Below are 25,185 nucleotides of genomic sequence, written 5' to 3' on the forward strand. Positions count from 1 at the left end.
TCAGTTGGTCGTTGCCTGTCCCATGCCAAGCCTTACGGCCGCCGGCAGCCGCAAAGTCAAGCGGTCGGCGGCGATGACGAGCGCACCGCCCAGCTCGGTCGCCAGGTTGCGCACCAGCCGGAGCGCAAACCCTGTACCCAGCAAAGGCGCACCGCTATCCTCGCCCAGATCGGCATCGGCGGAGAGCAGCGCATCGCCTTCAAAGCCGGCGAGCGCCTTGGGCCGATCGACCATCAGCGTCACGGTATCGATCCCCTCGCGCGCCGCAGTGATCATCACCGTTTCGTCCGCGCCGCCGGCCGCGACCATCGTCGCAATCAGCCGCCCGGCGAGCCGCTCGACCGCGCGCTCGTCACCCTCGACCTTGATGCCGGGCTCGGCGAACAGCGAAATCTGCACGCGACGCAGCGTCGCCAGCGGTCGCAAATCCTCGACGACCTGCGCGAGCATCGGCGCCAGATCGACGCTTTCCGGCCGCAAATCGAGCGCATTCGAATCGAGCCTTGCCGCCGTATCAAGATCGTCGATCGCGCCGAGCAACCCCCTCGCCTGATGGCGGATATTGCCGGCATAGTCGCGATAAGGCGCCGGCACCGGGCCGAGCAGCTCGCCCTCAATCATCTCGGCGAAACCGGCAATCGCGGTCGTCGGCGTGCGCAATTCGTGCACGAGCTGGCGCACAGCATCGGTGCTCGGCGTGCGGTGGCGGACCGGCTCGGCGCTCTCATCGACGCGCGGGCGCCGCGCCGTGCCGCGATAGCCGGTAAACCGCCCCGTCGCGCGATCGAACACCGGGATACCCGAAATGCGCCACTGCCCCGCCGCGCTCGACAAGCCATCGACGACGAGTCGCGCATTGGCGAAGCCCGCACGGCGGCGAAAGGCCCCGGTCGCCGAGCCATCGACCTGGGCGCCGAGCGACTGCGTGCCGTCGAGCGGCATCCCGATCAACGCCGCGCGCGCGACACCGGCAACCCAGCGCACCACGCCGCGCGCGTCGGTTTCAAAGCTGAAATGCTCCGCCTGCGCCTCATCGAGCTCCTGCGCCACATCGTTGGCGGGCAAGCCATCGGGCTCGTCGCGATCGCGCTGGAACGCGTCGATCCGCGCGACGATGTCGGCAATCTGGAAGACGCCTTCGCCAGTGGTCGGCGGCGTTGGTTCAGTTGGCGCAGTGGGGACTTCGACCAGGGGTTGATCGGCGGAGGGCTTGGGCTCGGCCACGATACGCCCGAGTTCAGGGACGGCGACACCGCCCAGCGCGACACCGGCGAGCGCCACCAGCGCGTCGTTTTCGGCGACCGGCGGTGCTGTTGCTAATTGTTCCTTCGCCGGAGTCGGCGCGGCCTCAGCAGCGGGTTCAGTCGCCTCGCTGCCGTCACCGCGCTCCGTTGGAAAAATGTCCGACCGCGCGACGATGCTCCCCAGGCCAAAGCTGCGCGGTGCCGCGACGCGAAACGACCGAACCGCGACCACGGCGCCGTCGCCCGGCTGCGGTGTGGGTTGCGACGCAACCGGCGGGGCTTGCGGCGCTTCGGCGAGCGGCGCCGGTTGCGCTTGGGGAGGTGCCGGCGTGTCGATGGGAAGCGGCGGACGAGCGGCGAGCACCTCGCGCCAATCGATGCTCAATACTGGCGCGGGCGCGGCCGGTGGTTCAGCGGCTTCAGGCGCGGCATCCGGCTGATCTTCCGAAGGCTCTTGGGCAACCAGCGCTACCGGTGCTTGCTCTCCGCCATCATGAACGGCGCTCTCAACCGCCGTCTCTGCTTCGGCGGGAGCTTGCTCGTTCGGCGAGGCAGCCTCCGCCACCTCGACGGCAGGCTGCGGCTCAGGCGTAAGTTCAACCGGCGGCAACACAAAGTCGCTCGGCCCATACGTCTCGAGTGCGCGCGTTACCGTCGGCCCCAGGTCCCGGCGATGGCGCAGGATCGAGCGATTCGCCGACGGCATTGCCGGCAGAATCGCGACCCATTCATTGGGCATCAGCCGCGCGATGCGCAGCACGGGCGCCGCGATGGACAACTCGTCTTCCGCAAACAGCCGAACCAACGCGGCCGGCGGCGTGGCGAACGCCAGCGCCCGGGCGCTTGCCGCGCGGACCGGCGGCGGCACTTGCGCGCGAATCGCCCGCAGGCGCTCGATCGCTTCGGGAGTCGCGGGCACGCGGCGGCGGCCGATCAGGTCAACCAATTGTCGCCAGGCCGACTGCACCCCGACCGGTGACGACATATCACCCGCGAGCACGGTCTCCAGACTATCGTCAAAACGCAAAACCGGTGCCCCGCAAACGCCAACGTGCCAACCACATCGGCAACGATTTCTTAACCGCGATTTGGGGGTGCGGGAACGACCCTTTTCGGCACGTCGCAATGTGGGACAATTGCGTTCGATCGCAACTATATTATGGTGGGTTAGGACAGGTTGAGCGAAAAGTTCGCTCCTGTGCAGGAGTATGACGCGCAATGGCGCTGGATCGAATCGATCGACAGATTCTCGACCTGCTTCAAGAAGATGGCCGGATGACCAATGTCGATCTTGCCGAGCGCGTGGGGTTGACTGCGCCGCCCTGCCTGCGCCGGGTGCGGGCGCTGGAAGAAGCCGGGATTATCAAGGGCTATCATGCCCGCCTCGACCCCGGCCAGCTCGGCTATCCGATCACCGTTTTCGCGATGGTCAGCCTGCGCAGCCAGGCCGAAGCTGACCTCGCCGCGTTCGAGGATCATGTATCGCGCATTCCCGAAGTGCGCGAATGCCACATGCTGAATGGCGAGATCGATTTCATCCTGAAAATCGTCGCCAGCGACTTGCGCGCCTTCCAGGATATTCTGACGACGCACCTCACGCCCGCGCCCAATGTCGCCAGCGTCAAGACTTCGCTGACGATCCGCACCGCCAAGGCATTGCCTGGCATTCCGGTGGTCGCGCAGGGCTAGAAGCGGCACCAATGAAAAAGGGGGCGCCTAGGCACCCCCTTGATCATCGTCCGGTCGAGAGGCTCAGCTCGCGGCAGGTGCCGGCGTGTCGAGCCAGGTTTCCCAGAAACCGGCAATTTCCTTGCGCGGGCTCGACGTGATCGAGTCGAACGCAGTCTTGGCGCCGGCCTTGTCGCCGCCGCGAGCGAGCGCGATGCCCAGGTGCATCGTCACTTCATCATTATCGAGGAAGTGCCGCTTGGTTGCGGTCCCCGCCGACTTTTCGAACGGCTTGGACAGGGCAAGGCGATAAAATTCGGCCGCCTTGGCGTAATCGGCGCGACCGAGATAGCTGTCACCCACCTGCGCCGCAAGGTCGCCGGTCTTGGACGCGCGCGCCGCAGCTTCCTGCGCCGTCAGCGGCTTTTCGAGGCTTGCTCCGGTGGTCGATGATCCCTTGAGCATTTTGGCGAGCTGGTTGCCCGCGGGCAGCTTGCCGTTCTTGGTGCCTTCGTCGATGACCGACAGCGTCTCGCCATAAAGGCCGAGATCGTCGGTCTTCTGGGCATAGTCGTTATAGTCGTTCTCGTCCGCGAGCGCGCCGGCGGCACGCAGCAAGCGCAGCAGATCAAGCTGCTGGCGGGCGTCGAGCTTGACCGACGGCGCAACCGAGCCGGCATAGACAGCAATCGCCGCACGCCAGTTGACCGGGGTCGGATAAGCCTTGACCAGCTTCTGCGACCAGACGACCGACTGCGGACCGGCTTTCTGCTTCAGATATTTGGACAGGATGTAGCGATACCAGGTATCGGGCACCGGCTGGCCGCTCGCGCCCCGCGCATCGATCAGCTTCTGCAGCTCGGCCGCCGCGCCATCGGTGTCGCCGCCTTCCGCCTTGGCTTTCATCACGAGCAGGCCGATATCGGGATTGGCGCTGCCCGCATCGCGAGCGCGCGAATAGTCGGCGGCTGCCTCGGCGTATTTCTTGCCGTCATAATACATGCCGCCGCGCGCTTCGAGGAACTTGGCCTTGTCGGCCTGCGGCGTGCGCGGGTTGTCGATCAGCTTGTTGATCGCGGGCAGCAGTGCCGCTTGGCCAGCCGCGAACTTGTTGGGGTCATTGCCCGAAGCTGCCCTGAGCTTGGCCTGCTCGATCCCAAGGTGAAGCTGCGCGGAGATATAGTTGTCATCATCGGTTTTCGCGGCCGCATCGGCCTGGGTCAGCGCGGCATCGGCGCCGGCCAGATCATTTGCCTTGAGCTTGTTCTGCGCATCGATCGCGCCCTTCTGGAACTCGGGCGTCAGCTTGAGCGGCGCGGCCTGGCCAGTCGCGGCGGCATCCTTCTTGTCGTCCTTCTTCGCCATAGCCGGCGCTGTGACCATCAGGCCGCCCGCGCCCATCGTCAGCGCCGCGATGAGCGCGGCTCGGGTAACTTTGGTCATAGCGTAAATCTCTCCTCGGAAACGGGTGGCCCCCGCCATGCCGACGCCATAACCGGCGCCGATGGGCGGTTCAAGCATTGCTCGGTCGCAGTTGGGCGACCCGCGCTGAACGGGGATTGAATGGAGGCCGGACCGATTCATCCCCAGCGAAAAGCACCCGACCTGAATCACGACGATGACGGACGTTGCCCGAGCGGATATAAGCGCGCCACGGCGGCGGGGAGTTTGCCGTCCGGGACAAAGTAAGCTCCGTTTATCGGGAGCAATCAAGAGGATGGAAGCGATGAACAAATTGCTGACGCTGAGCCTGACGGCAGCCGCCGCGGCGATGACCCTGACCCCGGCGCTCGCCGCCGATCCCAAGCCCAAAGCGACCCCGGCCGTGAAGACGCCCGCCGGCAAACCGACGGCCAAGCCCACTGCGAAGCCAACCACCAAGCCAACGCCCAAGCCGACCGTGAAGCCGACAGCGACTCCCACCGCCAAGCCGACGGTGAAGCCGACGCCGACTCCAACCGTCAAGCCGACGCCAGTCGTCAAGCCCACCGCGACGCCCAAGCCCAAGCCGAAGCCCACCGAGACTGGCCGGCTCGTCACTACGACAACCAAGACCGGTAAAACGATCACCTATAATTGCGACAAGGCCGGCAACGCCAACAAGAAGGCGTGCAAGAAATAAGCTGACCATTCGGGCAGCGAACTGTGGCTGCCCGACCTGACGCCCCCTCGCGCGTACGCGTGCGCGCGAGGGCTGGCGCCCCGAAGGACGATCGGCTAGACGCGTCATCAGACCGTAACATCAGCCGAAAGCACCACCGACTTGACCGACGAGACTCTGCTCGCCGACCCTTCTGACATTACCCCCATCTCGATCGTCGACGAGATGCGGACGAGTTATCTCAGCTACGCGATGAGCGTCATCGTCGCGCGCGCGCTGCCCGATGTGCGCGACGGCCTGAAGCCGGTGCACCGCCGCATTCTCTACGCCGCGCAGGAAGGCGGCTATGTCGCCGGCCGCGCTTATCGCAAGTCCGCGCGTCTCGTCGGTGACGTGATGGGTAAATACCATCCGCATGGCGACAGCTCGATCTACGATGCCTTGGCCCGCATGACGCAGGACTGGTCGATGCGGCTGCCGCTGATCGACGGTCAGGGCAATTTCGGTTCGATGGATCCCGATGCGCCGGCGGCGATGCGTTATACCGAGGCGCGGCTCGCCCGTGCCGCCTCCGCGCTGCTCGACGATATCGATAAGGATACCGTCGACTTTCAGGACAATTATGACGGCTCCGAAAGCGAGCCGACCGTGCTGCCCGCGCGCTATCCCAATCTCCTCGTCAATGGCGCCGGCGGCATCGCGGTCGGCATGGCGACCAATGTGCCGCCGCACAATCTGGGCGAAGTGGTCGATGCCTGCCTCGCGCATGTCGACCGCGCGGTCTCGGGCGAAGCACCGCTGACCACCGAAGAATTGCTCGAGATCGTCCCTGGCCCGGATTTCCCGACCGGCGCGATGATCCTGGGCCGCTCGGGCTGCCGTTCGGCGTACGAGACCGGGCGGGGCTCGATCATTGTCCGTTCACGCTACAAGATCGAGGAAGGGCGCGGCGACCGGCGCTCCATCATCCTCACCGAAATACCCTATCAGCAGGGCAAGAACGCGCTGGTCGAAAAGATCGCCGAGGCAGTGAAGGACAAGCGCATCGAAGGCGTCAGCGACATTCGCGACGAATCGAACCGGCTCGGCGTTCGCATCGTCATCGACCTGAAGCGCGACGCGACCGCCGATGTGGTGCTCAACCAGCTGTGGCGCCACACGCCGGCACAGCAGAGCTTCCCGGCCAATATGCTCGCCATTCGCGGCGGCCGGCCGGAGCTTTTGAACCTCAAGGACATTATCGACGCGTTCGTGAAGTTCCGCGAGGAAGTCATCACGCGGCGCTCCAAGTTCGAGCTCGCCAAGGCGCGCGACCGGGCGCATCTGTTGCTCGGCCTGGTCATCGCGGTGACGAACCTTGACGAAGTGGTGCGCATCATCCGTGGCTCGGCGAGCCCGGCGGAAGCGCGCAATGCCCTCCTCATGCGCGAATGGCCCGTCGCCGAGATCGCTCCCTATATTCGCCTGGTCGAAGCGGTCGAAGCCGAAGTGACGGGCGACGTCTATCGCTTGTCCGACCTCCAGGTCCGCGCGATCCTCGACTTGCGCCTCCACCGCCTGACCGCGCTCGGCCGCGACGAGATTGGCGACGAGCTGAAGACGCTCGCCGCCTCGATCGAGGAATTGCTCGCCATCCTCGCCGACCGGGTGAAGCTCTACGCCGTGCTGCGCCAGGAATTGGTCGAGGTGCGCGACGCCTATGCCACGCCACGTCGCACCGAAATCGCCGCGGCCGCCGACGGGATCGAGGACGAAGACCTGATCGAGCGCGAAGAGATGGTCGTCACCGTCACGATGCAGGGCTATATCAAGCGCACCAGCCTCGACACGTTTCGCGCGCAGAAGCGCGGCGGCAAGGGCCGCGCCGGCATGGCGACCAAGGAAGAAGATGTCGTCACCAATCTGTTCGTGACGAGCACGCACACGCCGGTGCTGTTCTTCTCCACCCATGGCCGTGTGTATCGCATGAAGGTGTGGCGCTTGCCTGAAGGCGGCCCGGCAACGCGCGGGCGGCCAATGATCAACCTGCTGCCGCTGGCCGATGGCGAGACGATCTCGACCGTACTGCCGCTCCCCGAGGATGAGGCCGAATGGGGCGCGCTCCACGTGATGTTCGCGACCGCCAAGGGATCGGTGCGGCGCAACAGCATGGATGCCTTCACCAACGTGCCCAGCAACGGCAAGATCGCGATGAAATTCGAAGGCGAGGATGCCGATGACCGGCTGATCGGCGTCGCGCTGCTCGACGCCGGCGACGATGTGCTGCTCGCGACGCGGCAGGGCAAGGCGATCCGCTTCCCCGCCGACGATGTCCGCGAATTCCAAAGCCGCAATTCAACCGGCGTTCGCGGCATCAGCTTGCGCGACGGTGACGAGGTGATCTCGCTCTCCATCCTGCACCGCGTCGGCGTGAAGGACCAGGACGAGCGCGAGGAATATCTCCGCTTTGCGCCGTGGAAGCCCGACCGCGACGGCCAGATCGGCATGACGCAAGCGCGCTACGAGGAGCTTGCCGCGCGCGAGCAGTTCATCCTCACCGTCTGCGCCAATGGCTATGGCAAACTCAGTTCGGCTTATGAATATCGCCGCACCGGGCGCGGTGGCCAGGGCATCGTCAACATCGACAATATCGCCCGCAACGGCCCGGTCGTCGCCAGTTTCCCGGCGGTGCCGGCCGATCAGCTGATGCTGGTGACCGACCAGGCCAAGATGATCCGCATGCCGCTCGACAGCCTGCGCGTCATCGGCCGCGGATCGGCAGGCGTGCGGCTGTTCGATGTGGCAGATGATGAGCATGTCGTCAGCGCCGCGCTGATCGGCGATGCGGGTGAAGACGGGGATGAGGGCGACGAGGGGGTCACCAATGGGGATAGCGGGGGTCCGGACGCCTCATAAGCGTCGCCGCCAGCCAAGTGGTGCGCGGTGGCGCTGACGCACGCCGCCGCCGACGCCCTGGCGCGCGAGGGCATTGCCGCGCTGCGGGCGGGGCAAGGCGCGCTGGCTGCGGAACGTCTCGAGCAGCTTCATGATGCGCCGCCGGACTTTCCCGCGCCCTGGTTCCCCCTCGCCCAGGCCTATCGGCTGACGGGCGACGCCGCAGCGGAGGAAAAAGCGCTCGATCACCATTTGCGGATCGAGCCCAACCATCTCCCCGCGTTGCTGATGATGGGCGACATCAAAGCGCACAAAGGCGACGACCGCGCCGCAACCGCCCATTATCAGACGGCGCTCGCCCTGGCGGAGCGGCAAGAATCGACGCCGGCAGCGCTTCAACCGATGCTCGACCGGGCGATCGACTTTGTTGCTCAGGCGCAATCGCGTTTTGCCGACCATCTCGCTCGGTCGCTTAGCGATGTCGGGCTTGCCGATGGCCGAGGCGGGGCGCGGCTGCGCCAGTCGATCGATCTGCTGCTCGGCCGATCGACGCTGTACCTGCAGCAACCCCTGGCATTTTATTTTCCCGGCCTGCCGCAGCGCTATTTCTACGAGCGCGACGAATTCCCGTGGCTGGCCGAACTCGAAGCAGCCACGCCGGCCATCCGCGATGAGCTTCATGGTGTGATGAGCCGCGATACCGAGACCTTCACGCCCTATGTCACCGGCCAGCCTAACCGACCGCCGCCCGCCAACCCCTTGCGCGACGATCATCGCTGGGGCGCCTACTACCTCTGGAAGAATGGCGAGCTTCAGCCGGATGCCGCTGCGTCCTGCCCCGCTGCCGTCGCGGCGCTGGGCGGTGCGCCGCTCCCGGTGATCGCTGAGCGATCGCCGATGGCATTATTCTCGCGACTGGAGCCCGATACGCATATCCAGCCGCACCACGGCTTGCTCAACACGCGGTTGATCTGCCACCTCCCGCTTATTGTCCCCGGCGATTGCGCGCTGAGAGTGGGCAGCGAGACGCGCGAATGGCGCATGGGCGAAGCGCTGATCTTTGACGATTCGATCGAGCATGAAGCCTGGAACCGCAGCAACGCGACCAGGGTCGTGCTGCTGTTCGAAATCTGGCGTCCCGAACTGTCGCTGGAGGAGCGCGCGGCATTGACGCGTCTCTTCGAAATGATCAACGGCTATCAGGCCATGCCCGTCGACGCTGGCTGATCGCCCGCCAGAGGAGCCATGATGTCCATTTCGATCGCCCATAAAATCCTGACTGCCGAGCAATGGGCATCGTTCCAGGCCGCCGGCAGCTTCACCGGCGCGCCGATCGATCTGGCCGATGGCTATATCCACCTCTCCACCGCGGATCAGGTGACCGAGACCGTCGACAAGCATTTCGCCGAGCAAAGCGGCTTGTGGATCGCGGCGGTCGATCTCACCAAGCTCGGCGACGCGGTGAAGTGGGAAGTGTCGCGCGGCGGCGCGCTTTTCCCACATCTTTATGCGACCTTGTCGATGGACGCGGTGATTGCGGCAACGCCACTGGAGCGGGACGACAACGGGAAGGTTCGCTTGCCCGGCGCGGCGTAACGCCTGACGTCGCGCACGCTGTCCTACTGCCGCGCTATGCCATAATGTCGCGCGCGCTCGTTCCTATCGTCGATGCCGCAGTGTCGGAGACCTGAAGCACTCGATCGCCCCCGGCCAGTTGGACACCGCCGCATCAGTGGGAACATTCGGGTTAGGTCCTGCCCACAGGATGTCCTTTCTGTCCTTTCAGGGCTATCCAGAAGGACACCCTGCACAGGCCCCACTCTCCTTCTTCGCCGAATGGGGTGGGCCCGAGGGCCCACCCCATTCGGCAGCGATCGAGGAGAGGTATGGCGGAGTTGTTGTTCTCGGCAGAAACGTTCAGGCCCGATGGCTCATCGGTTCTGGGCGTGCCGATGCTGCTCGACGCGAAAATGCGACTGATCGAGCCGGCCTGTGCCTGGCTGATGCATGTCGCGCTGGTGCGTGGGCGGACGCGCAGCCCCGAGACCTGGCGCACCTACGGCGAAGCGCTCTATGACTGGTGGCAGACGATTGAGGCGAATGACTGGCGCTGGGACAGTGTCGGCTCTGGTGAGATCGCAGCATACCGGGACAATATGTTGCATCCACCTGATGACGACGAAAAGCCGCTGGCGCGCAGTACGATCAATGGCCGGTTGCGCACCATCGCCCGGTTCTACCACTGGTGTGCCGGGACCGGCCTGATTGATCGAACGCCGTTTACGGCAAGCGACGTCGCACTGTCGCGAAGCCGCCCGCCAGGCTTCTTCGCTCATATCGATGCGAGTGGCGGCCGCGAGCGCGTCAACGAGCTGACCGTGCGCCATGTGACGATGCTGCCGCGTCCGCTGGCGCCGTCGGCGATCCGGCGGATCATAGCGGAAATGCCGGTCAGGGACCGGCTCGTTGTCGAATGGGCGGTCACGACCGGGATAAGGCGCATGGAGATCGCCGGGTTGAAACTCCGCCTTCTTCCGAAGGCCTGCGCCGAACCGATGATGCCGGTGCGAATCGACGCAACAAAGGGCGGAAAAGCCCGCGTCATCTATCCGCCGCCCACGCTTCTGGATCGGACGTGGGCTTATGTGCGGGAGGAGCGCGCCGTCACGGTTAGAAAAATGCAAGCTCGCGCTGGGCCCACTGACCCTGACGCGCTGTTCCTGACCGTAAGGGGGCAGCCGATGACGCCCCGGCGGGTTGGCGCGATGTTCAAAGCGGCGGCAGACGGCGCAGGCGTACCGGCGACGTTCCATGCGCTGCGCCACACGTTCGCGGTAGCGATGCTGAGGTTCCTGCAGCGCGAGGCACAAACCCATCCGGACCTCAATCCGCTGCTCGCGCTGCAGGTGTTGATGGGGCACGCCGATCTTGCGACCACAGCGATCTACCTCCGCGTCGTCGCAACCGACCTCTCGATCATCGAATCCTCAGTCGATGATCTCTATGCGGCACTGCTGTAGTGGCACGCCGCCGGAAGAATTATCGGGTCGCACCATCGCCGATCCCGCTGATCAGCGAGCCCGGTACGCTCGTCGTCAACTTCGTACAAGCAGACGGCACGCTCAAGCGTTCGTTCGATTTTACAATGTTCGGAAAAGTGCCGATGGCGGCCGAGCTGGCGCTGGCGTTCCGACATCATCTTGGCGACAAAGCAGCGTCAACTCGCATCAGCACCTATCGTCGGCTTCCCCTGTGGTTCTCGTTCATCAAGGAACATGATGATGCAATCACGTCGATGCGTGACGTCGATACAGCGGTGCTGCGCGCGTTCATCGCATCGCTCGATACCAAACCCTGGGTGAAGGCGACGAGACATGGGGCATGGTCGTGCATCAAGCAGTTGATCGCATGGTTGCAGCGAAACCGGCCCGAGCTGACCCACTCCGACCTTGATATCCCGTTCAACGCCTTCCCACGCAAGAATGCCGAGACACCGCCTCGAGCGGTGCTGAGCCGAAACGAGATGGAGCGCGTGCTAGCCGCAGCCCGCGCCGATATCACTGCCAGCTGGGCGGTGTTCCAGGCTGGGTGCGCGGCGCTTGCGCGCCTCGACCGTGCCGCGATCGCGGCTGAGGACGATCTGGCGCGGCTTGATCTGGACGATATCGGGGTTCTGCTTGCGATAATCTGCGATCGGTTCGGCGGGATCGTGCCACCGACGCGGGTGATGTCGAAGCCGGGAGCGAAACTGTGGCGCCTTCACTTCGCGATGCTGCGCCATGGCGCCAATCTGAAGGTGGCGGCTCATCTCTACATGATGCCGGAAACGATCGTGCCCTACATGATCGCGATCGGCGCGCAGACCTACGCCAATGCCGAAGCGCTGCGCTTGCTTCGTCGCGACTGCATGAGCGAGCACCTCCTGCTTGACGGCCGCGTGCTCGTCACCTGGAGCAAAGGGCGCTCGAGCCGCGAACAACGGCGCAGCTTCCTCAAGGATAAGAGCTTCTCGGTCCCGACGTTGATCGAGCAAGTGCTGGCAATGACGGCTGCGCTCATCCCGCATGCGCGGCCCGAGGACCGGGACCGCCTGTTCCTGATCGACAATATGAACAGCTCGCGGATCGTCGGCGTGATACCGAACTATCTGGTATCGGCGCATGTCCGGCGCTTCGTGAAGCGTCACGATCTGCGAGACGATCTGGGCAGGCCCTTGCAACTGAGCATCGCCGCGCTTCGGGCATCTGGGCTGACGCTGGCGCATGAGAGGCTGGGCCATGATATCCTGAAAACCCAGGCGCTGGCGAACCATGCGACGCCGGACACCACGCAGCGTTATGTGGATCGGCCGCTCGTCCGACAAGCCCAAGCCATCGCCGTTGGCGCCTTGCAGGCCCGGTTCGTCGAGATCGTGCGGGGGGAGCCGGATGCGGAAATACCCGAACAGCCTGACGTCGACGTTCGCCGTGCGTCGGCCTCGGGCTTCATCTGCGCCGATCCGATGGGTGGGGCGGCGGAAGGCCAGCGTGCGGGCCAACTCTGCACGGCCTGGCTGGGGTGCTTCACCTGCCAGAACGCGGTCATCCCGCTCGATGTGGAGATGCTGGTTCGGCTTAACGCGACGCGATCGGCGCTGATCGACGCGCGAAACGGGATGGTGCCGGGTCGTTGGCGGCTGCTCTATGCCCCCAAACTGGAGATCCTCGAACGCGATATTCTGCCGCGCTTCCCGGACACGCTGCATGATGCAGCGGTCGACCGTGCGCTGCCCGTGCTGCCGCCGATCGAATGAGCGTGCGGCCACAAACGAGGGCGGGGGCGCCGGCCTGGGAAGATATGGCCGTCTCGCCCTGGAGCCGATTCGGCGACGACGAATGGCGCCTCGACATCAGGACGTCGGGTCGCCGCGCCGATCAGAACCGGCTGCGCTGGGTCGTTGCGATGCCAAAGGATGCGAGGATCGGCATCGGGGAGCGCGCGGCCCTGATCCATGCCGCGAAGCACTTCCTCTGGTCGATGCGCGTCGATCCGCCAGCGGGACGAAAGCGATCATCGCTCGCGTCGCTTCATATGAAAGGCCTGATTCTGCGCACGCTGATCGGGTGGATGGCGATCGAGGGGCTGCGCCGCTTCTCCGACATCGACCCGAGCGCTGTCGATCGCCTGTGCGTTTGGTTGCGCGGTCGTCCCGCCCGCAATGGAAAGGCGCGGGTCAGCCCAAGCACGGTGAGCAACTACCTGCTCGCCATAAAGGATCTCTATCGGCAAAGAACCAAGCTGAGCGATGCTCCGCGCGTCGATCCGCTGCCGTTGGACACGACCTTCGAGGCGGCGGGCGTCACGCGCGCGACCAAAGGGACAATCCCGTTCATCCCGGATGAGGTCGCCGTCGCGATCCTTGGCGAAGCGTTGCGCTGGGTGGAGGAGCATGGCGAGACGATCATCGAGGCTGAAACGATCCGCTTACGAGCCAGGGCCATCGGCCTCGCTACCGGCATCTCCCGCCAAGCCTCCTACTATGTGCGCAGGGCGCTGCGGCAAGCGCATCTGACGGGACCGCTGGGGGACAAGTTGGATGGCGCTTACGCCGTCCGTCACGCCGCATGCCACCTCGTCGAAGCCTGCTACATCGTCATCGCGGGCTTCGTCGGGATGCGGGTGAGCGAGATCCTGTCGATGAAGGTCGGGGCGATCGAATACCGCCCGATCGGCGAGACCGGCGTGGATCAGGCCTATGTGGTGGCGCGGTTGTTCAAGACGGTAGACCATCCCGAGGGGCGGGAGGAACGCTGGGTTGCCCCCGCGCCGGTGGTGCGGGCCGTCGATCTGCTCGAACAGCTGAGCGCCCCGCTGCGTGCCGCGTCGGGACGCGATGAAATCTTCCTGGTCAAGAACACGCAATATGGCGAGATCGTGCCGGTGACCCACATGCACATCGGTTGGCGGATCAACGACTTCGCGCGGCACGTCGGCGTGCCCGAACATGAAGGAAAGCCTTGGTCGTTCAGCACGCACCAGTTCCGCAAGACCTTCGCTCGGTTCGTGGCACGGCGGGATCGATCACAGCTTCTCGGGCTGGCCGAGCACTTCAAGCATGCGTCGGTCGCGATGACGGCCCGAAGCTATGTGGGGAACGACTTCGATCTGCACGGCCTTATCGACCATGAGAGCCGCGCCGAAACCGCCGCAGCGCTCGATCAAATGCTGACCAGCAAGCGCCTTGGTGGCCGGATGGGGGAGCGTATCGTTGCCGGCAATGTCCGGTTCCGCGGCCGTGCCGGTGAGCAGGTCCGGCGCGACTATATCGCATTTATCCTCGCGGAGACCGATCTCCGGGTGCATGCCTGCGATTATGGCTGGTGCGTGTTCCAGCAGGAAACGGCGCGCTGCGGCGGTGAGGCCGGGCCGAGCGAAGCCGGGAGGGCGCCAGCGGTGTGCCTGTCGTGCGCGAATATGGTCGTTGAGGAGCAGCATGCCGGCTACTGGCGAGATCGGCGTGCGCGCAATGCTGCCCTGCTTCCCCGAGCCGGAGCGATGACAGCGGCGGTGCTGACCGAGGCGATCGAACAGTGCGACGGCGTGCTGGCAAAGATCGGAGGGCAATATGAGGGGAACTGATGCGTTGCGCCGATCTGACGCGGTCGCAAGGAGCTACCGGGCTGCACTCGCCAGACTTGTGCGCGGCGAAGGGCGGCATGCCGATCATGCTGGGCGCGTCGTGCGGATCAGCCCGGCTTCGGTCGCGCGCGAGGCTGGGCGTAGCCGCAATCCGCTCTACACGACCCATCGCGACATCCTCGACGAGATCGAGGCGGCGGCGGGTGGCCCAACACCGGCGACCGATCTGGCAGCGCGCATCGCCGAGCTTGAATCCGATCTGGCGGACCTGAGGGCAGCCGCGCGCCGTCATGCGGAAGAGAAGCGTCTTTTGGCGAGCGAGAACCTGACGCTGCTTCATCGCGCGAGGACGGCCGAGGACCGGCTCGCCGGCAGCCTACGGCGGATGCCGGACGCACCCGCCGCAATCCCAATTACGCCGCAGCGCTGAGTTGCAGCGCCGGCTGCTGTGCGTGCATCCAGTCGACCCCCGCCTGGGCTTTGCTCGCCGCAGTGAAGATGGCGGAGGTATCGTTCTACAGCACCCTCGCCCGCGCCGCCCGCGACAAGGACACTTGCGATGTTACCTACTTCATGAACATTCGCGCCGAGAATGCCGATCTTCAGGCCACCTTGCCCCGCCGCAGGCTGCCGACAACGCCGATCGCAATCATCGCCTGGCCCGCGAAATAGAGCGGCCAGATCAGCAGCCCCGGAACCACCGAGTCGCGCAACGGGCCGAGCCGCGCGAAGATCAGCAGATCGCTGACCGCGAAGAACAAGGCGCCGCGCGATACCAGCTTGCGCGGGAAACGACTGACCCACGCGCTCGCGGCCATCGCGCCAAGGCCGGTCGCGTAAAGCGCGATGCCGGGCGCCGCCGACCGGTCATCGGGGAACAGAAAGGCGAGCAGCGGAATGATCAGCAGCCGCCCCAGCGCGATCGGTGCCAAATCCCAGAAGGGAGCGGCGCGGCGGTGGCGCAGGTAGAAAGCCGTCGCCAGCACATGCCCGGCAAGGAACGCCAGCGCGCCTGCCGTGAGCCCGACCGCTTCGATCAGTACGTCGCCGAGCGCGCCCAGCGCCAGCACCACAGCGAACCAGCGCCCCTCGCTCCCCGGCGCCGACAGGAGCGCCCAAAGCGCCAGCAGGCCAACGCCTGCGCCTTTCCAAGCGATGATTAGCGAACCATGCGGCAACAACCGCCACGCGACGAAATAGCTGATTCCCGCCAGCAACGCCGCCGCCAAGACCAGTCCGCGCGTCATGATCATCCCTTGCGAAGCCCACCGCCTCATCGTCAAAGCCGCCGAGCGACGCAAGGCGTTTGGCGGCTCGATTGGCGATGGGTGTCCCGGTTTTGCCCTCAAGCGCCCGGCCCGCTATCAGCGCCGCGATGACACATGACATTCACATCATCGGCGGCGGGCTCGCCGGCTCCGAAGCCGCCTGGCAATTGGCCGAAGCCGGTTTCCGGGTCCGGCTCTCCGAAATGCGCGGCAGCGGCGACATGACACCCGCGCATCAGACCGATGGCCTCGCCGAGCTCGTCTGCTCGAACAGCTTCCGCTCCGATGACGCGGAGAACAACGCGGTCGGCCTGCTCCATGCCGAAATGCGCGCGCTGGGATCGCTGATCATGCGCGAGGGCGACAAGTATCGCGTGCCCGCGGGATCGGCGCTGGCGGTGGATCGCGATGGTTTCTCGGATGGCGTGACGGCATCACTAACCCGGCATCCCAACATCACCATCGTGCGCGAGCGGGTCGATGCATTGCCTGAGGGGCCAGCGATCATCGCCACCGGGCCGCTCACCGCACCGGGCCTCGCCGACGCGATCGGTGCCGCCACCGGCAAGGATCAACTCGCCTTTTTCGATGCGATCGCGCCGATCGTCCACCACGACAGCATCGATATGTCGATCGCGTGGATGCAGTCGCGCTGGGACAAGACCGAGACCAAGGATTACATCAACTGCCCGATGGATAAGGACCAGTATCTGGCCTTCCATCAGGCGCTGCTCGACGGCGAAAAGACTGTCTTCAAGGAGTGGGAGAACGTCCCCTATTTCGATGGCTGCATGCCGATCGAAGTGATGGCGGAGCGCGGCGTCGATACGCTGCGCCACGGCCCGATGAAGCCAGTCGGGCTCGACGATCCACGCACCGGGCGCTGGCCCTATGCCGCCGTGCAGCTGCGCCAGGACAATGCGAGCGGCACGCTGTGGAACATCGTCGGCTTCCAGACCAAGCTGAAACATGCCGAGCAGGTGCGCATCTTCCGGATGATTCCGGGCCTGGAAAAGGCCGAGTTCGCGCGGCTCGGCGGGCTCCACCGCAATACCTTCATCCGCTCGCCCGAACTGCTCGATGCGACACTGCGACTGAAATCGCGGCCGCACATCCGCTTCGCCGGGCAGATCACGGGGTGCGAGGGCTATGTCGAAAGCGCCGCGATCGGCCTGATGGCCGGGCGGTTCGCGGCGGCGGAGCTGGCCGGGCGCACGCTGCCCTCGCCGCCGCCCGAGACCGCGCTTGGCGCCTTGCTCGCCCACATCACCGGTGGCGCGGTCGCGGAGACCTACCAGCCCATGAATGTCAATTTCGGGCTGTTTCCGCCGATCACCGGGCGCACCAAGAAAGCCGACCGCAAGAAGCTTTACACCTTGCGCGCCCGTGATGCGCTCGCCGGGTGGCTCAGCGCCGCCTGACTATTGCCCCTCGCCGCCGGCATCGTCGTCGCGCTGAGGCGCGGCGCGATCGGCGGGCGGGCAGCCACGCGGCCGGCGCGTCTTGCGCTTGACCTTGGTGGTCGCGAATTCGGTGGGCGTCAGGCTGTTGTCGTGATTGGCATCGGCAGTGGCGAATTTGGCTTCGGTTTTCGCCGCCCATTCGTCGAACTGCAGCACGCCATCATGATTGGTGTCGAGCTTGGCGAAGGCCTTGTGCCGCGCGAGCAGATATTCGGTGCGGGTGATCTTGCCGTCGCGATCCTTGTCGTAGCGGTCGAAGCGCTTCTGCTCGCGCGTCCGCGCCGTCGCTTCTGGAACATCGTCGGGCAACGGCTCCTCGGCCGATGCGGCGGCAGGCGCTGCGGGCATGGCCGGCAGCGGCTTTTGCGGCGCCGCAGTCCCGCGAAACATCAACACCGCCGCGCCTGCGAGCAGCAAGGCGCCGATCGCGCCTACCAGATATCGCCACATTGCCAGCCCCCGCCGCGAGTCCCCGAATGCGCATCAGGCTATCCCATCCCAGCCCGATCGCAAGGGCTTAGCGGCCGGTGAGGCGCAGCAACAGCATTCGGGCGACCCGCACCGGCTCGCCCTGGCGCTCAAGGTGATCGGCCCCATGCCGCGCATCGCGCATCGCCAGCACCGCAAGCGCGCCGAGCATCCGGAGCTGCTTGGGCCAACGGGTCGCGATCCCGGCCGCCATGATCAGCCGTGCCGATTCGATCGAGCGCTCCGCCGCCCCGGGCGAACCGGCATGGCGAGCATGGTCGATGAGTGCCCAAATCTCGCCGGCGATCGATACCTGCCGATCGGCCTCCTCGGCCAGCAATTGAGCAGCCAGCCCGAACAGCCCCGCGCCGCGAGACGCAATCACGGCAGGATCGACCGCCTCATCCCCGAGCACCGCTTCCCACCCATCGACCAGCGCCGCCAGTGCAGCGCCCGAGACGCCGGCGCGCACTACCGTTGCCGCCAGCGCTTGGAGCAGCGGCTCCCCCGGCGGTGGCGCAGCGCCAAGCGCGTTCAGCGCATCACGCCACCAGGCAAGCCGGAATTGTGTCGCCATAACTTCCCGCTTGCCGCGCGTGATCTCCCCCAGCCGCGCGTCGAGCGCGAACAGCGCGGCCAGCCCCGCGCGCGCCGCCGGCCGCGCATAGCTGATCGCCAGCCGTGTCTCAGGGTCCGGCACAAGCAGCATGTTTAGGCTTTCTTAAGGAGGCACATGGCATGGCACTTTCGTTAGGGCTCAAGAAAAGGTGGGACGTGAAGCGCATCCGGACCATGGGATGCAAGACCAGTGTACGCCATTGGCGACACATGTCCTCTCGCTTTGCGGTTGATCGCCGCGCGTCGACCGCGCTGGAATTCGGCCTTGTCATCACCCCGCTAGCCGCGCTGATGGTAGCGATCATCCAGGTGGGCGCCGTCTTCTTTGCCCAGCAAACGCTCGAGACGACAGCCGAAAAGTCGGTCCGTCAATTGCTGACGGGCAAAGCGCAGACGGCGAATAACGGCGCCGGTATGACGGCGAGCGACTTCAAAACGCTCGTCTGCTCAAAGCTTCCCAGCTTTATGAAATGCTCGAATGTCATCGTCGATGTTCAGACGGTGAGCAATTTCAGCAATGCGACCACGAGCCGCCCGACCCTCACCTACGATGCGAACGGCAACATCACCAACAACTGGCAATACGCGCCCGGCGGTCCCGACTCGATCAACGTCGCGCGGATCATGTACATCTGGAATACGCAGCAAGGCCCCTTGGGCTTCGACTTGTCGACGATGTCGAACCAACAGCGCCTGCTCGTCGCAACGCAGGTGTTCAAGGCGGAGCATTATCAATGACCCGGCGGCTGTTTCGCGACGAGCGCGGGATTGCGCTTGTCGAATTCGCGCTGTCAGTGCCGCTGCTGCTGCTCATGTTCATCGGCAGCTATCAGCTAACCGATGCGATTTCCGCTTATCGCAAAGTCACGACCGCCACGCGCGCGATTGCTGATCTCAGTTCGCAATACACCACCGTCAGCAACAGCGACCTGGACAATATCCTCGCCGCCAGCCAGCAAATTATGGCGCCTTATAAATACGCGAATGCCAATTTGGTGATCGTTCAAGTCACGATTGACGGCTCAGGCAATTCGACGGTTTGCTGGAGCCGCGGCCTGAATGCCACCCCGCCAACAAAAGGCACCGCCTTCACCATTCCCAGCGCGATGAAAGTGAACGGCACATATCTGTTGGTGGCACAAACAACCTATACCTACACTCCTGTCGCCGCGACCAGTCTCATCGGTACCATTCCGATGAAGGACCAGATCATCTTGAGTCCGCGACTGTCGGCAGCGGTAACCAACACGGATCAACCATGCTGAAAGCCCCCATCTCATGGCGCTCCATGCGGCGCGCACTTCGCACGCTTCGCCGGAACAAGCGCGGCAATGTGTTGATGCTCATGGGGTTTTCGATGATCCCGCTCACGCTGGCGGGTGGCATTGCAGTCGATTATGCCGATGCCGCGCGGTTGCAGACCAAGCTCAATGCCGCGGCAGATGCGGCGGCGCTTGCCGCCGTCAGCCAGCCGATGATGAAGCAGAATGCCACCACCGCGCAGAACACGGCCATCGCCAGCTTCAATGCTCAAGCCGCCAATATCCCCGGCCTCACGTACAATAGCTCAAACCTGACCGTTACGGTGACGGATACGGGCGTAACCAGCATCACGCGCGTCGCCACAGTGACCTATACAGCTCAGTCGAAAAACTTCTTCGGCGGGTTGATCGGCATGACGCTGACGCCGATCGGCGGCACGTCGACGGCGCGCACGGATGCGGCCCCCAATATCGATTTCTATGTGCTGCTCGATACGTCGGGGTCGATGAACCTTCCAGCGACCTCCGCCGGCTTGACGCAGTTGACCAACATAACTGGCGGCTGCGCGTTTGCCTGCCACTCGACCAACGACGCCACCGCGACGGATGCGAATGGTAACACCAATGACTATTACGGCGTGGCAAAATCATACAATATTTCCTTGCGGAGCGACGAAGCAAAGACCGCAATTCAAAATATGATGTCGCAAGCATCGTCACTCAGCAGCAGCAATCACGCCAAATATCGTGCGGCAATGATGTCTTTTGCAGCGCTGAGCCCGCTTGCCACCAACTCTTTCAAAACATTGCAATCGCTGACCAGCAACCTCTCAAATGTATCGACCGCGGCGGGCAACGCACCGGTCTCGCTCTACTATCAGAATAATTGCCCCACATATTATTATTGCAACAATGACACCGACACTGCCAGCTCTGATGCTTTCACGCGGATGAATCTTCTGATCCCAACGCCTGGCAAGGGAAGCAACACGCCCGGCGACACCCCGCAGGCCATCATGTTCGTGATCACGGACGGCATGCGCGACGAAGCTCGTCCAACCGGGGCGCCGGAAGTGGCATTCGATACGACGCTGTGCACCACGCTTAAGTCGCGGGGTATCGGGATTGCGATATTGTATACTGAGTATCTGCCAGGCTCGCTGTCCGACAGCTGGTCGCAAAACAACGTTGGGCCCTATCTGAACCAGGTCGAACCCGCGCTGCAGAATTGCGCGACGACCGGGCTTTATTACAAGGTGACGACGAACAGCGACATTTCGGCCGCGCTATCAGCCCTGTTCCAGAAAGCCGTCTCAACTGCTCACCTGACTAATTGAAGTCGGGTGGGCAGCCGGATCAGCGGTTGCACACCTTCTTGACCGCCGCGACGACCTTGGCGACGTCGATCAGCGCCAGCTTTTCGAGATTGGCGGCATAGGGCAGCGGCACGTCTTCGTTCGCGACGCGGAGCACGGGCGCGTCGAGATCGTCGAACCCTTCCTCCATGCAGATCGCGATGATTTCCGAGGCGATTGAGCAAGTCGGCCACCCTTCCTCGACCACGACCATGCGGTTGGTCTTGGCGAGGCTCGTCAGTACCGCCACCTTATCGAGGGGGCGCAGGGTGCGCAGATCGATCACTTCGGCATCGATCCCCTCGCCGGCCAGCGTCTCGGCAGCCTCCAGCGCAATGCCGACGCCGATCGAATAGCTGACGATCGTCACGTCCTTACCTGCCCGCATCGTCCGCGCCTTGCCGATCGGCAGCACGAAATCGTCGAGCTTGGGCACGTCGAACGAGCGGCCGTAGAGCAGCTCGTTTTCCAGGAACACCACCGGATCTTCGCTGCGGATCGCCGCCTTGATCAAGCCCTTGGCATCCTGCGCGTCATAAGGCGCGATGACGATCAGGCCCGGGACGCTGGCGTACCACGGCCCGTAATTCTGGCTGTGCTGGGCGGCGACGCGGCTCGCCGCGCCATTGGGGCCGCGGAAGACGATCGGGCAGCGCATCTGGCCGCCCGACATGTAATTGGTCTTGGCCGCCGAATTGATGATGTGGTCGATCGCCTGCATGGCGAAATTGAAGGTCATGAACTCGACAATCGGGCGCAGGCCGCCCATCGCCGCGCCGGTGCCGACGCCGGCAAAGCCATATTCGGTGATCGGGGTGTCGATCACGCGCGCATCGCCGAACTCGTCGAGCAGGCCCTGCGTGACTTTGTAGGCGCCCTGATATTGCGCGACTTCCTCACCCATCACGAACACGCGGCCATCGCGGCGCATTTCCTCGGCCATGCCGTCGCGCAAGGCTTCGCGGACCGTCTGGCGGATCATCTCGGTGCCGGCGGGGATTTCGGGGTCGGCGGCGTGTACGACCGGTGCCGGCGCAGCGGCGACAGGTGCGGGTGCCGGCGAAGGAGCCGGAGTCGGGGCGGGCGCTGGCGCTGGAGCGGCGGCGGGCGCGGGTGCTGGGGCGGCGCTCTCCCCTTCCCCGATCAACGTCGCAATCACAGTGCCGACCTTCACATTGTCGGTTCCCTCGGCGACCAGAATTTCGCCGATCGTGCCTTCGTCGACCGCCTCGAATTCCATCGTGGCTTTATCGGTTTCGATCTCGGCCATGATGTCGCCGGACTTGACCGTGTCGCCGGCCTTCACCAGCCATTTGGCCAGCGTGCCTTCCTCCATGGTAGGCGACAGCGCCGGCATCTTGATCTCGATGGCCATCTCAATACGTCTCCACCAGCACGTCCGTATAGAGTTCGCCGGGCTCGGGCTCGGGCGTGCTCTCGGCGAAATCGGCGGCTTCGTTGATCTGGCGGCGAATATCCTGTTCGATCGCTTTCAGCGCGTCTTCCTTGACGCCCATATCCTCAAGCAGCTTTTTGGCGTGGTCGATCGGGTCGGACTTGTCGCGAACCGCCTGCACTTCGTCGCGGCTGCGATATTTGGCGGGGTCGGACATTGAATGCCCCCGGTACCGATACGTCTTCATCTCGAGGATGATCGGCCCCTTGCCGCTGCGCACCCAGGCCAGCGCTTCCTCCGCCGCACCGCGACAGGCCAGCACGTCCATGCCATCGACCTGGATACCGGGGATGCGGAAGCTCTCGCCGCGCCGGTACAGCTGATCTTCGGCCGACGCCCGATTGACGCTGGTGCCCATCGCGTACTGATTGTTTTCAATAACGTAGATGACGGGCAGCTTCCACAGCTCGGCCATGTTGAAGCTTTCGTACACCTGGCCCTGGTTCGCCGCGCCGTCGCCGAAATAGGCAAGGCATGCACCGCCATCGCCCGAATATTTATGCGCAAAGCCCAGCCCCGTGCCGAGCGACACTTGCGCGCCGACAATGCCGTGGCCGCCATAGAATTTATGCTCGACGCTGAACATGTGCATCGAGCCGCCCTTGCCCTTGGAAATGCCCGCCTGGCGCCCTGTGAGTTCCGCCATCACGTCCTTAGGCGGGATGCCGCACAGCAGCATATGACCGTGGTCGCGATAACCGGTGATGACGCTGTCCTTGTCCGACAGCGCCGATTGGAGCCCCACCGCGACGGCCTCTTGGCCGATATACAGATGGCAGAACCCGCCAATCAGCCCGAGCCCGTACAGCTGGCCGGCCTTTTCCTCGAACCGGCGGATGAGCAGCATCTGCTCGTAGAATTTGAGCAGCTCCTCCTTGGTCGCCTTATAGAGCTGCGGCTCGTCGGGTCGTTCGCGATTGGGGAGCGACGGCGCCGCCACATGGCTGGCTGCTTTTGACGGTGCTTTGGCCACGGGGCGGGAAACCTCGTTTTTCCTAAGGGGAGCAGGAAGCTGGGCTATAGGCGCAGTCGCGTCGCGAGCGCAATCCGTGCCGCAAGCGGCGGACGCGCACATACGAATGCAATCGCCGGTACTGGCGTCAGCGCTTCTTAAGCGGAACGATCATCTCGTCGGGATGGACGACGCCGAGCTGCTTGTGCGCCAATTCATCGACCATATCGGGGTCAGCATGGCGTGGGTCGAGCAGCCGCACTCGGTTCTGCAGCACCGCCTGGCGCTGGCGGAGCTGAGCGAGTTCGACCTGTTTGCGCGCCAGCTCGGCCTTGTAGTCGCCATAAGCGAGAATGCCGTTGGGGCCAGTGACCGCATAAGCACCGAAAAAGCCGATCACGCTCAGCCCCAACGCCGGCGGACCAGCGCGGCGCAGGATGGTACTGAGCATCGTCGAAGCGGCCATAGCGTCTTGTGAATCAACGCGACTCGCGGATCAAGCTCTATTTTTTGCGAAGAATCGATCGGCCTGCGTAACGAGCGACCTCGCCAAGCTCCTCCTCGATGCGGATGAGCTGGTTGTATTTCGCCAGCCGATCCGAGCGCGCGAGGCTCCCTGTCTTGATCTGCCCGCAATTGGTCGCGACCGCCAGGTCAGCAATCGTCGCGTCCTCGGTCTCGCCCGAGCGGTGCGACATGACGGCGGTGTAGCCGGCGCGGTGTGCCATGCTGACCGCCGCCAGCGTTTCCGTCAGCGTGCCGATCTGGTTGACCTTCACAAGCAGCGAATTGGCGAGCCCGCGCTCGATGCCGTCCGCCAGCCGCGCCGGATTGGTGACAAACAGATCGTCGCCGACCAGCTGGACCTTGCTCCCAATGGCATCGGTCAGCGCTTTCCAGCCCTCGAAGTCGTCCTCGCTCATCCCGTCCTCGATCGAGAAGATCGGGTAGCGCGCCGCGAGATCGGCGAGATAACCGGCCATTTCGGCAGGGCTCAGCACCCTGCCCTCGCCGTCGATATGGTAGGCGCCGTCCTTGAAGAACTCGGTCGCCGCGCAATCGAGCGCGAGCATCACGTCGTCGCCGGGGGTGTAGCCCGCCTTCTCGATCGACGACATGATGAAGTCCAGCGCATCGGTCGTGCTGGCGAGGTTGGGCGCAAAGCCACCTTCGTCGCCGACCGCCGTCGCCAGACCCTTGTCGTGCAGCGCCTTCTTCAGCGTGTGGAAAATCTCCGAGCCGCACCGCACCGCGTCGAACAGCGTGTCCGCGCCGACCGGCACGATCATGAATTCCTGGAAATCGATCGGGTTGTCGGCATGCTGGCCGCCATTGATGATGTTCATCATCGGCACCGGCAGGACATGCGCGGAGACGCCGCCGACATAGCGATAGAGCGGCAACCCGCGCGCGTCCGCCGCCGCTTTCGCGACCGCGAGGCTGACCCCCAGAATCGCATTCGCGCCGAGCCGGCCCTTGTTGGGCGTGCCGTCGAGCGCGATCATCGCGGCGTCGATCTCGCCCTGGTCCTCGGCATCCATGCCCAGCACCGCGCCGGCAATCTCGCCATTCACCGCGTCGACCGCGCCCTGCACGCCCTTGCCGAGCCACGCCGTGCCGCCGTCGCGCTTCTCGACTGCCTCGTGCGCGCCGGTCGACGCGCCCGACGGCACCGCCGCGCGACCGAAGTTGCCATCCTCCAGCAGCACGTCGACTTCCACGGTCGGATTGCCCCGGCTGTCAACAATCTGGCGGCCATGGATGTCGATGATTGCGGTCATGGAAGGTTGCTCCTAGATTTGGGTGCGGTGCGGCAAACCGGCGCCCCCTTATCCGCT

Annotated in this window: 22 protein-coding genes; 13 read left to right on the forward strand and 9 right to left on the reverse strand. The window is 64.6% G+C overall.

Features of this window, described 5'->3' with window-relative positions; translation table 11 throughout:
• A complete protein-coding gene (locus ACLB0R_RS09815; RefSeq protein WP_434953833.1) occupies nt 1–2,229 on the reverse strand; it encodes a histidine kinase dimerization/phospho-acceptor domain-containing protein in 2,229 nt (742 codons plus the stop codon).
• 233 nt (nt 2,230–2,462) lie between these two features.
• Between ACLB0R_RS09815 and ACLB0R_RS09820 the strand changes: the two genes are divergently transcribed.
• Entirely contained in the window at nt 2,463–2,933 is a 471-nt protein-coding gene (locus ACLB0R_RS09820) for an Lrp/AsnC family transcriptional regulator (protein ID WP_416643862.1), read from the forward strand.
• 63 nt (nt 2,934–2,996) lie between these two features.
• On the opposite strand, the gene ACLB0R_RS09825 is transcribed toward ACLB0R_RS09820, so the two are convergent.
• Nucleotides 2,997–4,355: a hypothetical protein gene (locus tag ACLB0R_RS09825; protein ID WP_416643861.1), complete on the reverse strand. Its 1,359-nt coding sequence runs from the start codon at nt 4,353–4,355 to the stop codon at nt 2,997–2,999.
• 283 nt (nt 4,356–4,638) lie between these two features.
• Here ACLB0R_RS09825 and ACLB0R_RS09830 point away from each other — a divergent pair, with 283 nt between their 5' ends.
• The 8 genes from ACLB0R_RS09830 to ACLB0R_RS09865 all read left to right on the forward strand — a co-directional run bounded on the left by ACLB0R_RS09830 (nt 4,639) and on the right by ACLB0R_RS09865 (nt 14,935).
• On the forward strand, nt 4,639–5,034 hold the full coding sequence (locus tag ACLB0R_RS09830) for a hypothetical protein (protein ID WP_416643860.1): 396 nt from the start codon (nt 4,639–4,641) through the stop codon (nt 5,032–5,034).
• Nucleotides 5,035–5,175: 141 nt separating this feature from the next.
• A complete protein-coding gene (gene gyrA / locus ACLB0R_RS09835; protein WP_416643859.1) occupies nt 5,176–7,908 on the forward strand; it encodes a DNA gyrase subunit A in 2,733 nt (910 codons plus the stop codon).
• A gap of 27 nt (nt 7,909–7,935) precedes the next feature.
• Nucleotides 7,936–9,114: an aspartyl/asparaginyl beta-hydroxylase domain-containing protein gene (locus tag ACLB0R_RS09840; protein ID WP_416643858.1), complete on the forward strand. Its 1,179-nt coding sequence runs from the start codon at nt 7,936–7,938 to the stop codon at nt 9,112–9,114.
• A gap of 21 nt (nt 9,115–9,135) precedes the next feature.
• On the forward strand, nt 9,136–9,483 hold the full coding sequence (locus ACLB0R_RS09845; RefSeq protein ID WP_416643857.1) for a DUF952 domain-containing protein: 348 nt from the start codon (nt 9,136–9,138) through the stop codon (nt 9,481–9,483).
• 290 nt (nt 9,484–9,773) lie between these two features.
• Nucleotides 9,774–10,907, forward strand: a complete 1,134-nt coding sequence (locus ACLB0R_RS09850) for a tyrosine-type recombinase/integrase (RefSeq protein ID WP_184107147.1) — start codon at nt 9,774–9,776, stop codon at nt 10,905–10,907.
• Nucleotides 10,907–12,679: a site-specific integrase gene (locus tag ACLB0R_RS09855; protein ID WP_184107145.1), complete on the forward strand. Its 1,773-nt coding sequence runs from the start codon at nt 10,907–10,909 to the stop codon at nt 12,677–12,679. Before ACLB0R_RS09850 ends, ACLB0R_RS09855 begins: the two co-directional genes overlap by 1 nt.
• A 44-nt stretch (nt 12,680–12,723) precedes the next feature.
• Nucleotides 12,724–14,505 (forward strand): hypothetical protein, encoded by a 1,782-nt coding sequence (locus ACLB0R_RS09860; RefSeq protein WP_240456262.1) that lies wholly within the window; start codon nt 12,724–12,726, stop codon nt 14,503–14,505.
• A gap of 58 nt (nt 14,506–14,563) precedes the next feature.
• The gene (locus ACLB0R_RS09865; protein WP_298674892.1) at nt 14,564–14,935 is read left to right on the forward strand and encodes a hypothetical protein; all 372 of its coding nucleotides are present in this window, start codon (nt 14,564–14,566) and stop codon (nt 14,933–14,935) included.
• A gap of 172 nt (nt 14,936–15,107) precedes the next feature.
• Here the strand turns inward: ACLB0R_RS09865 and ACLB0R_RS09870 are convergent, their stop codons facing one another.
• The gene (locus ACLB0R_RS09870) at nt 15,108–15,752 is read right to left on the reverse strand and encodes a lysoplasmalogenase family protein (protein ID WP_416643856.1); all 645 of its coding nucleotides are present in this window, start codon (nt 15,750–15,752) and stop codon (nt 15,108–15,110) included.
• Nucleotides 15,753–15,880: 128 nt separating this feature from the next.
• Between ACLB0R_RS09870 and trmFO the strand changes: the two genes are divergently transcribed.
• Nucleotides 15,881–17,194 (forward strand): methylenetetrahydrofolate--tRNA-(uracil(54)-C(5))-methyltransferase (FADH(2)-oxidizing) TrmFO, encoded by a 1,314-nt coding sequence (gene trmFO, locus ACLB0R_RS09875; protein ID WP_416643855.1) that lies wholly within the window; start codon nt 15,881–15,883, stop codon nt 17,192–17,194.
• Here trmFO and ACLB0R_RS09880 read toward each other — a convergent pair whose 3' ends face one another.
• Nucleotides 17,195–17,686, reverse strand: a complete 492-nt coding sequence (locus ACLB0R_RS09880; protein ID WP_416643854.1) for an EF-hand domain-containing protein — start codon at nt 17,684–17,686, stop codon at nt 17,195–17,197.
• Nucleotides 17,687–17,753: 67 nt separating this feature from the next.
• On the reverse strand, nt 17,754–18,413 hold the full coding sequence (locus ACLB0R_RS09885; RefSeq protein WP_416643853.1) for a squalene/phytoene synthase family protein: 660 nt from the start codon (nt 18,411–18,413) through the stop codon (nt 17,754–17,756).
• On the opposite strand from ACLB0R_RS09885, the gene ACLB0R_RS09890 reads away from it, so the two are divergent.
• The 3 genes from ACLB0R_RS09890 to ACLB0R_RS09900 are packed head-to-tail and all read left to right on the forward strand — an operon-like array spanning nt 18,386 to nt 20,921.
• Nucleotides 18,386–19,060, forward strand: a complete 675-nt coding sequence (locus tag ACLB0R_RS09890; protein ID WP_434953834.1) for a TadE/TadG family type IV pilus assembly protein — start codon at nt 18,386–18,388, stop codon at nt 19,058–19,060. The genes ACLB0R_RS09885 and ACLB0R_RS09890 overlap by 28 nt on opposite strands.
• Complete coding sequence (locus tag ACLB0R_RS09895; RefSeq protein ID WP_416643851.1) at nt 19,057–19,587, forward strand: TadE/TadG family type IV pilus assembly protein; 531 nt, start codon at nt 19,057–19,059, stop codon at nt 19,585–19,587. Before ACLB0R_RS09890 ends, ACLB0R_RS09895 begins: the two co-directional genes overlap by 4 nt.
• Entirely contained in the window at nt 19,581–20,921 is a 1,341-nt protein-coding gene (locus ACLB0R_RS09900; protein ID WP_416643850.1) for a TadE/TadG family type IV pilus assembly protein, read from the forward strand. Before ACLB0R_RS09895 ends, ACLB0R_RS09900 begins: the two co-directional genes overlap by 7 nt.
• 19 nt (nt 20,922–20,940) lie before the next feature.
• Here ACLB0R_RS09900 and ACLB0R_RS09905 read toward each other — a convergent pair whose 3' ends face one another.
• From ACLB0R_RS09905 to eno, 4 genes are all read right to left on the reverse strand, one after another.
• Nucleotides 20,941–22,314, reverse strand: coding sequence for a pyruvate dehydrogenase complex E1 component subunit beta (locus ACLB0R_RS09905; RefSeq protein WP_416643849.1), 1,374 nt, complete (start codon nt 22,312–22,314; stop codon nt 20,941–20,943).
• Nucleotide 22,315: 1 nt separating this feature from the next.
• A complete protein-coding gene (pdhA, locus tag ACLB0R_RS09910; RefSeq protein ID WP_416643848.1) occupies nt 22,316–23,368 on the reverse strand; it encodes a pyruvate dehydrogenase (acetyl-transferring) E1 component subunit alpha in 1,053 nt (350 codons plus the stop codon).
• Between the two features lie 127 nt (nt 23,369–23,495).
• Nucleotides 23,496–23,798, reverse strand: coding sequence for an FtsB family cell division protein (locus ACLB0R_RS09915; protein ID WP_416643847.1), 303 nt, complete (start codon nt 23,796–23,798; stop codon nt 23,496–23,498).
• Nucleotides 23,799–23,850: 52 nt separating this feature from the next.
• On the reverse strand, nt 23,851–25,128 hold the full coding sequence (gene eno, locus ACLB0R_RS09920) for a phosphopyruvate hydratase (protein ID WP_416643846.1): 1,278 nt from the start codon (nt 25,126–25,128) through the stop codon (nt 23,851–23,853).
• Between the last annotated feature and the right edge of the window lie 57 nt (nt 25,129–25,185).

Origin of the sequence: Sphingomonas sp. GlSt437, from assembly GCF_048015635.2 — a bacterium.
Taxonomy (GTDB): Bacteria; Pseudomonadota; Alphaproteobacteria; order Sphingomonadales; family Sphingomonadaceae; genus Sphingomonas.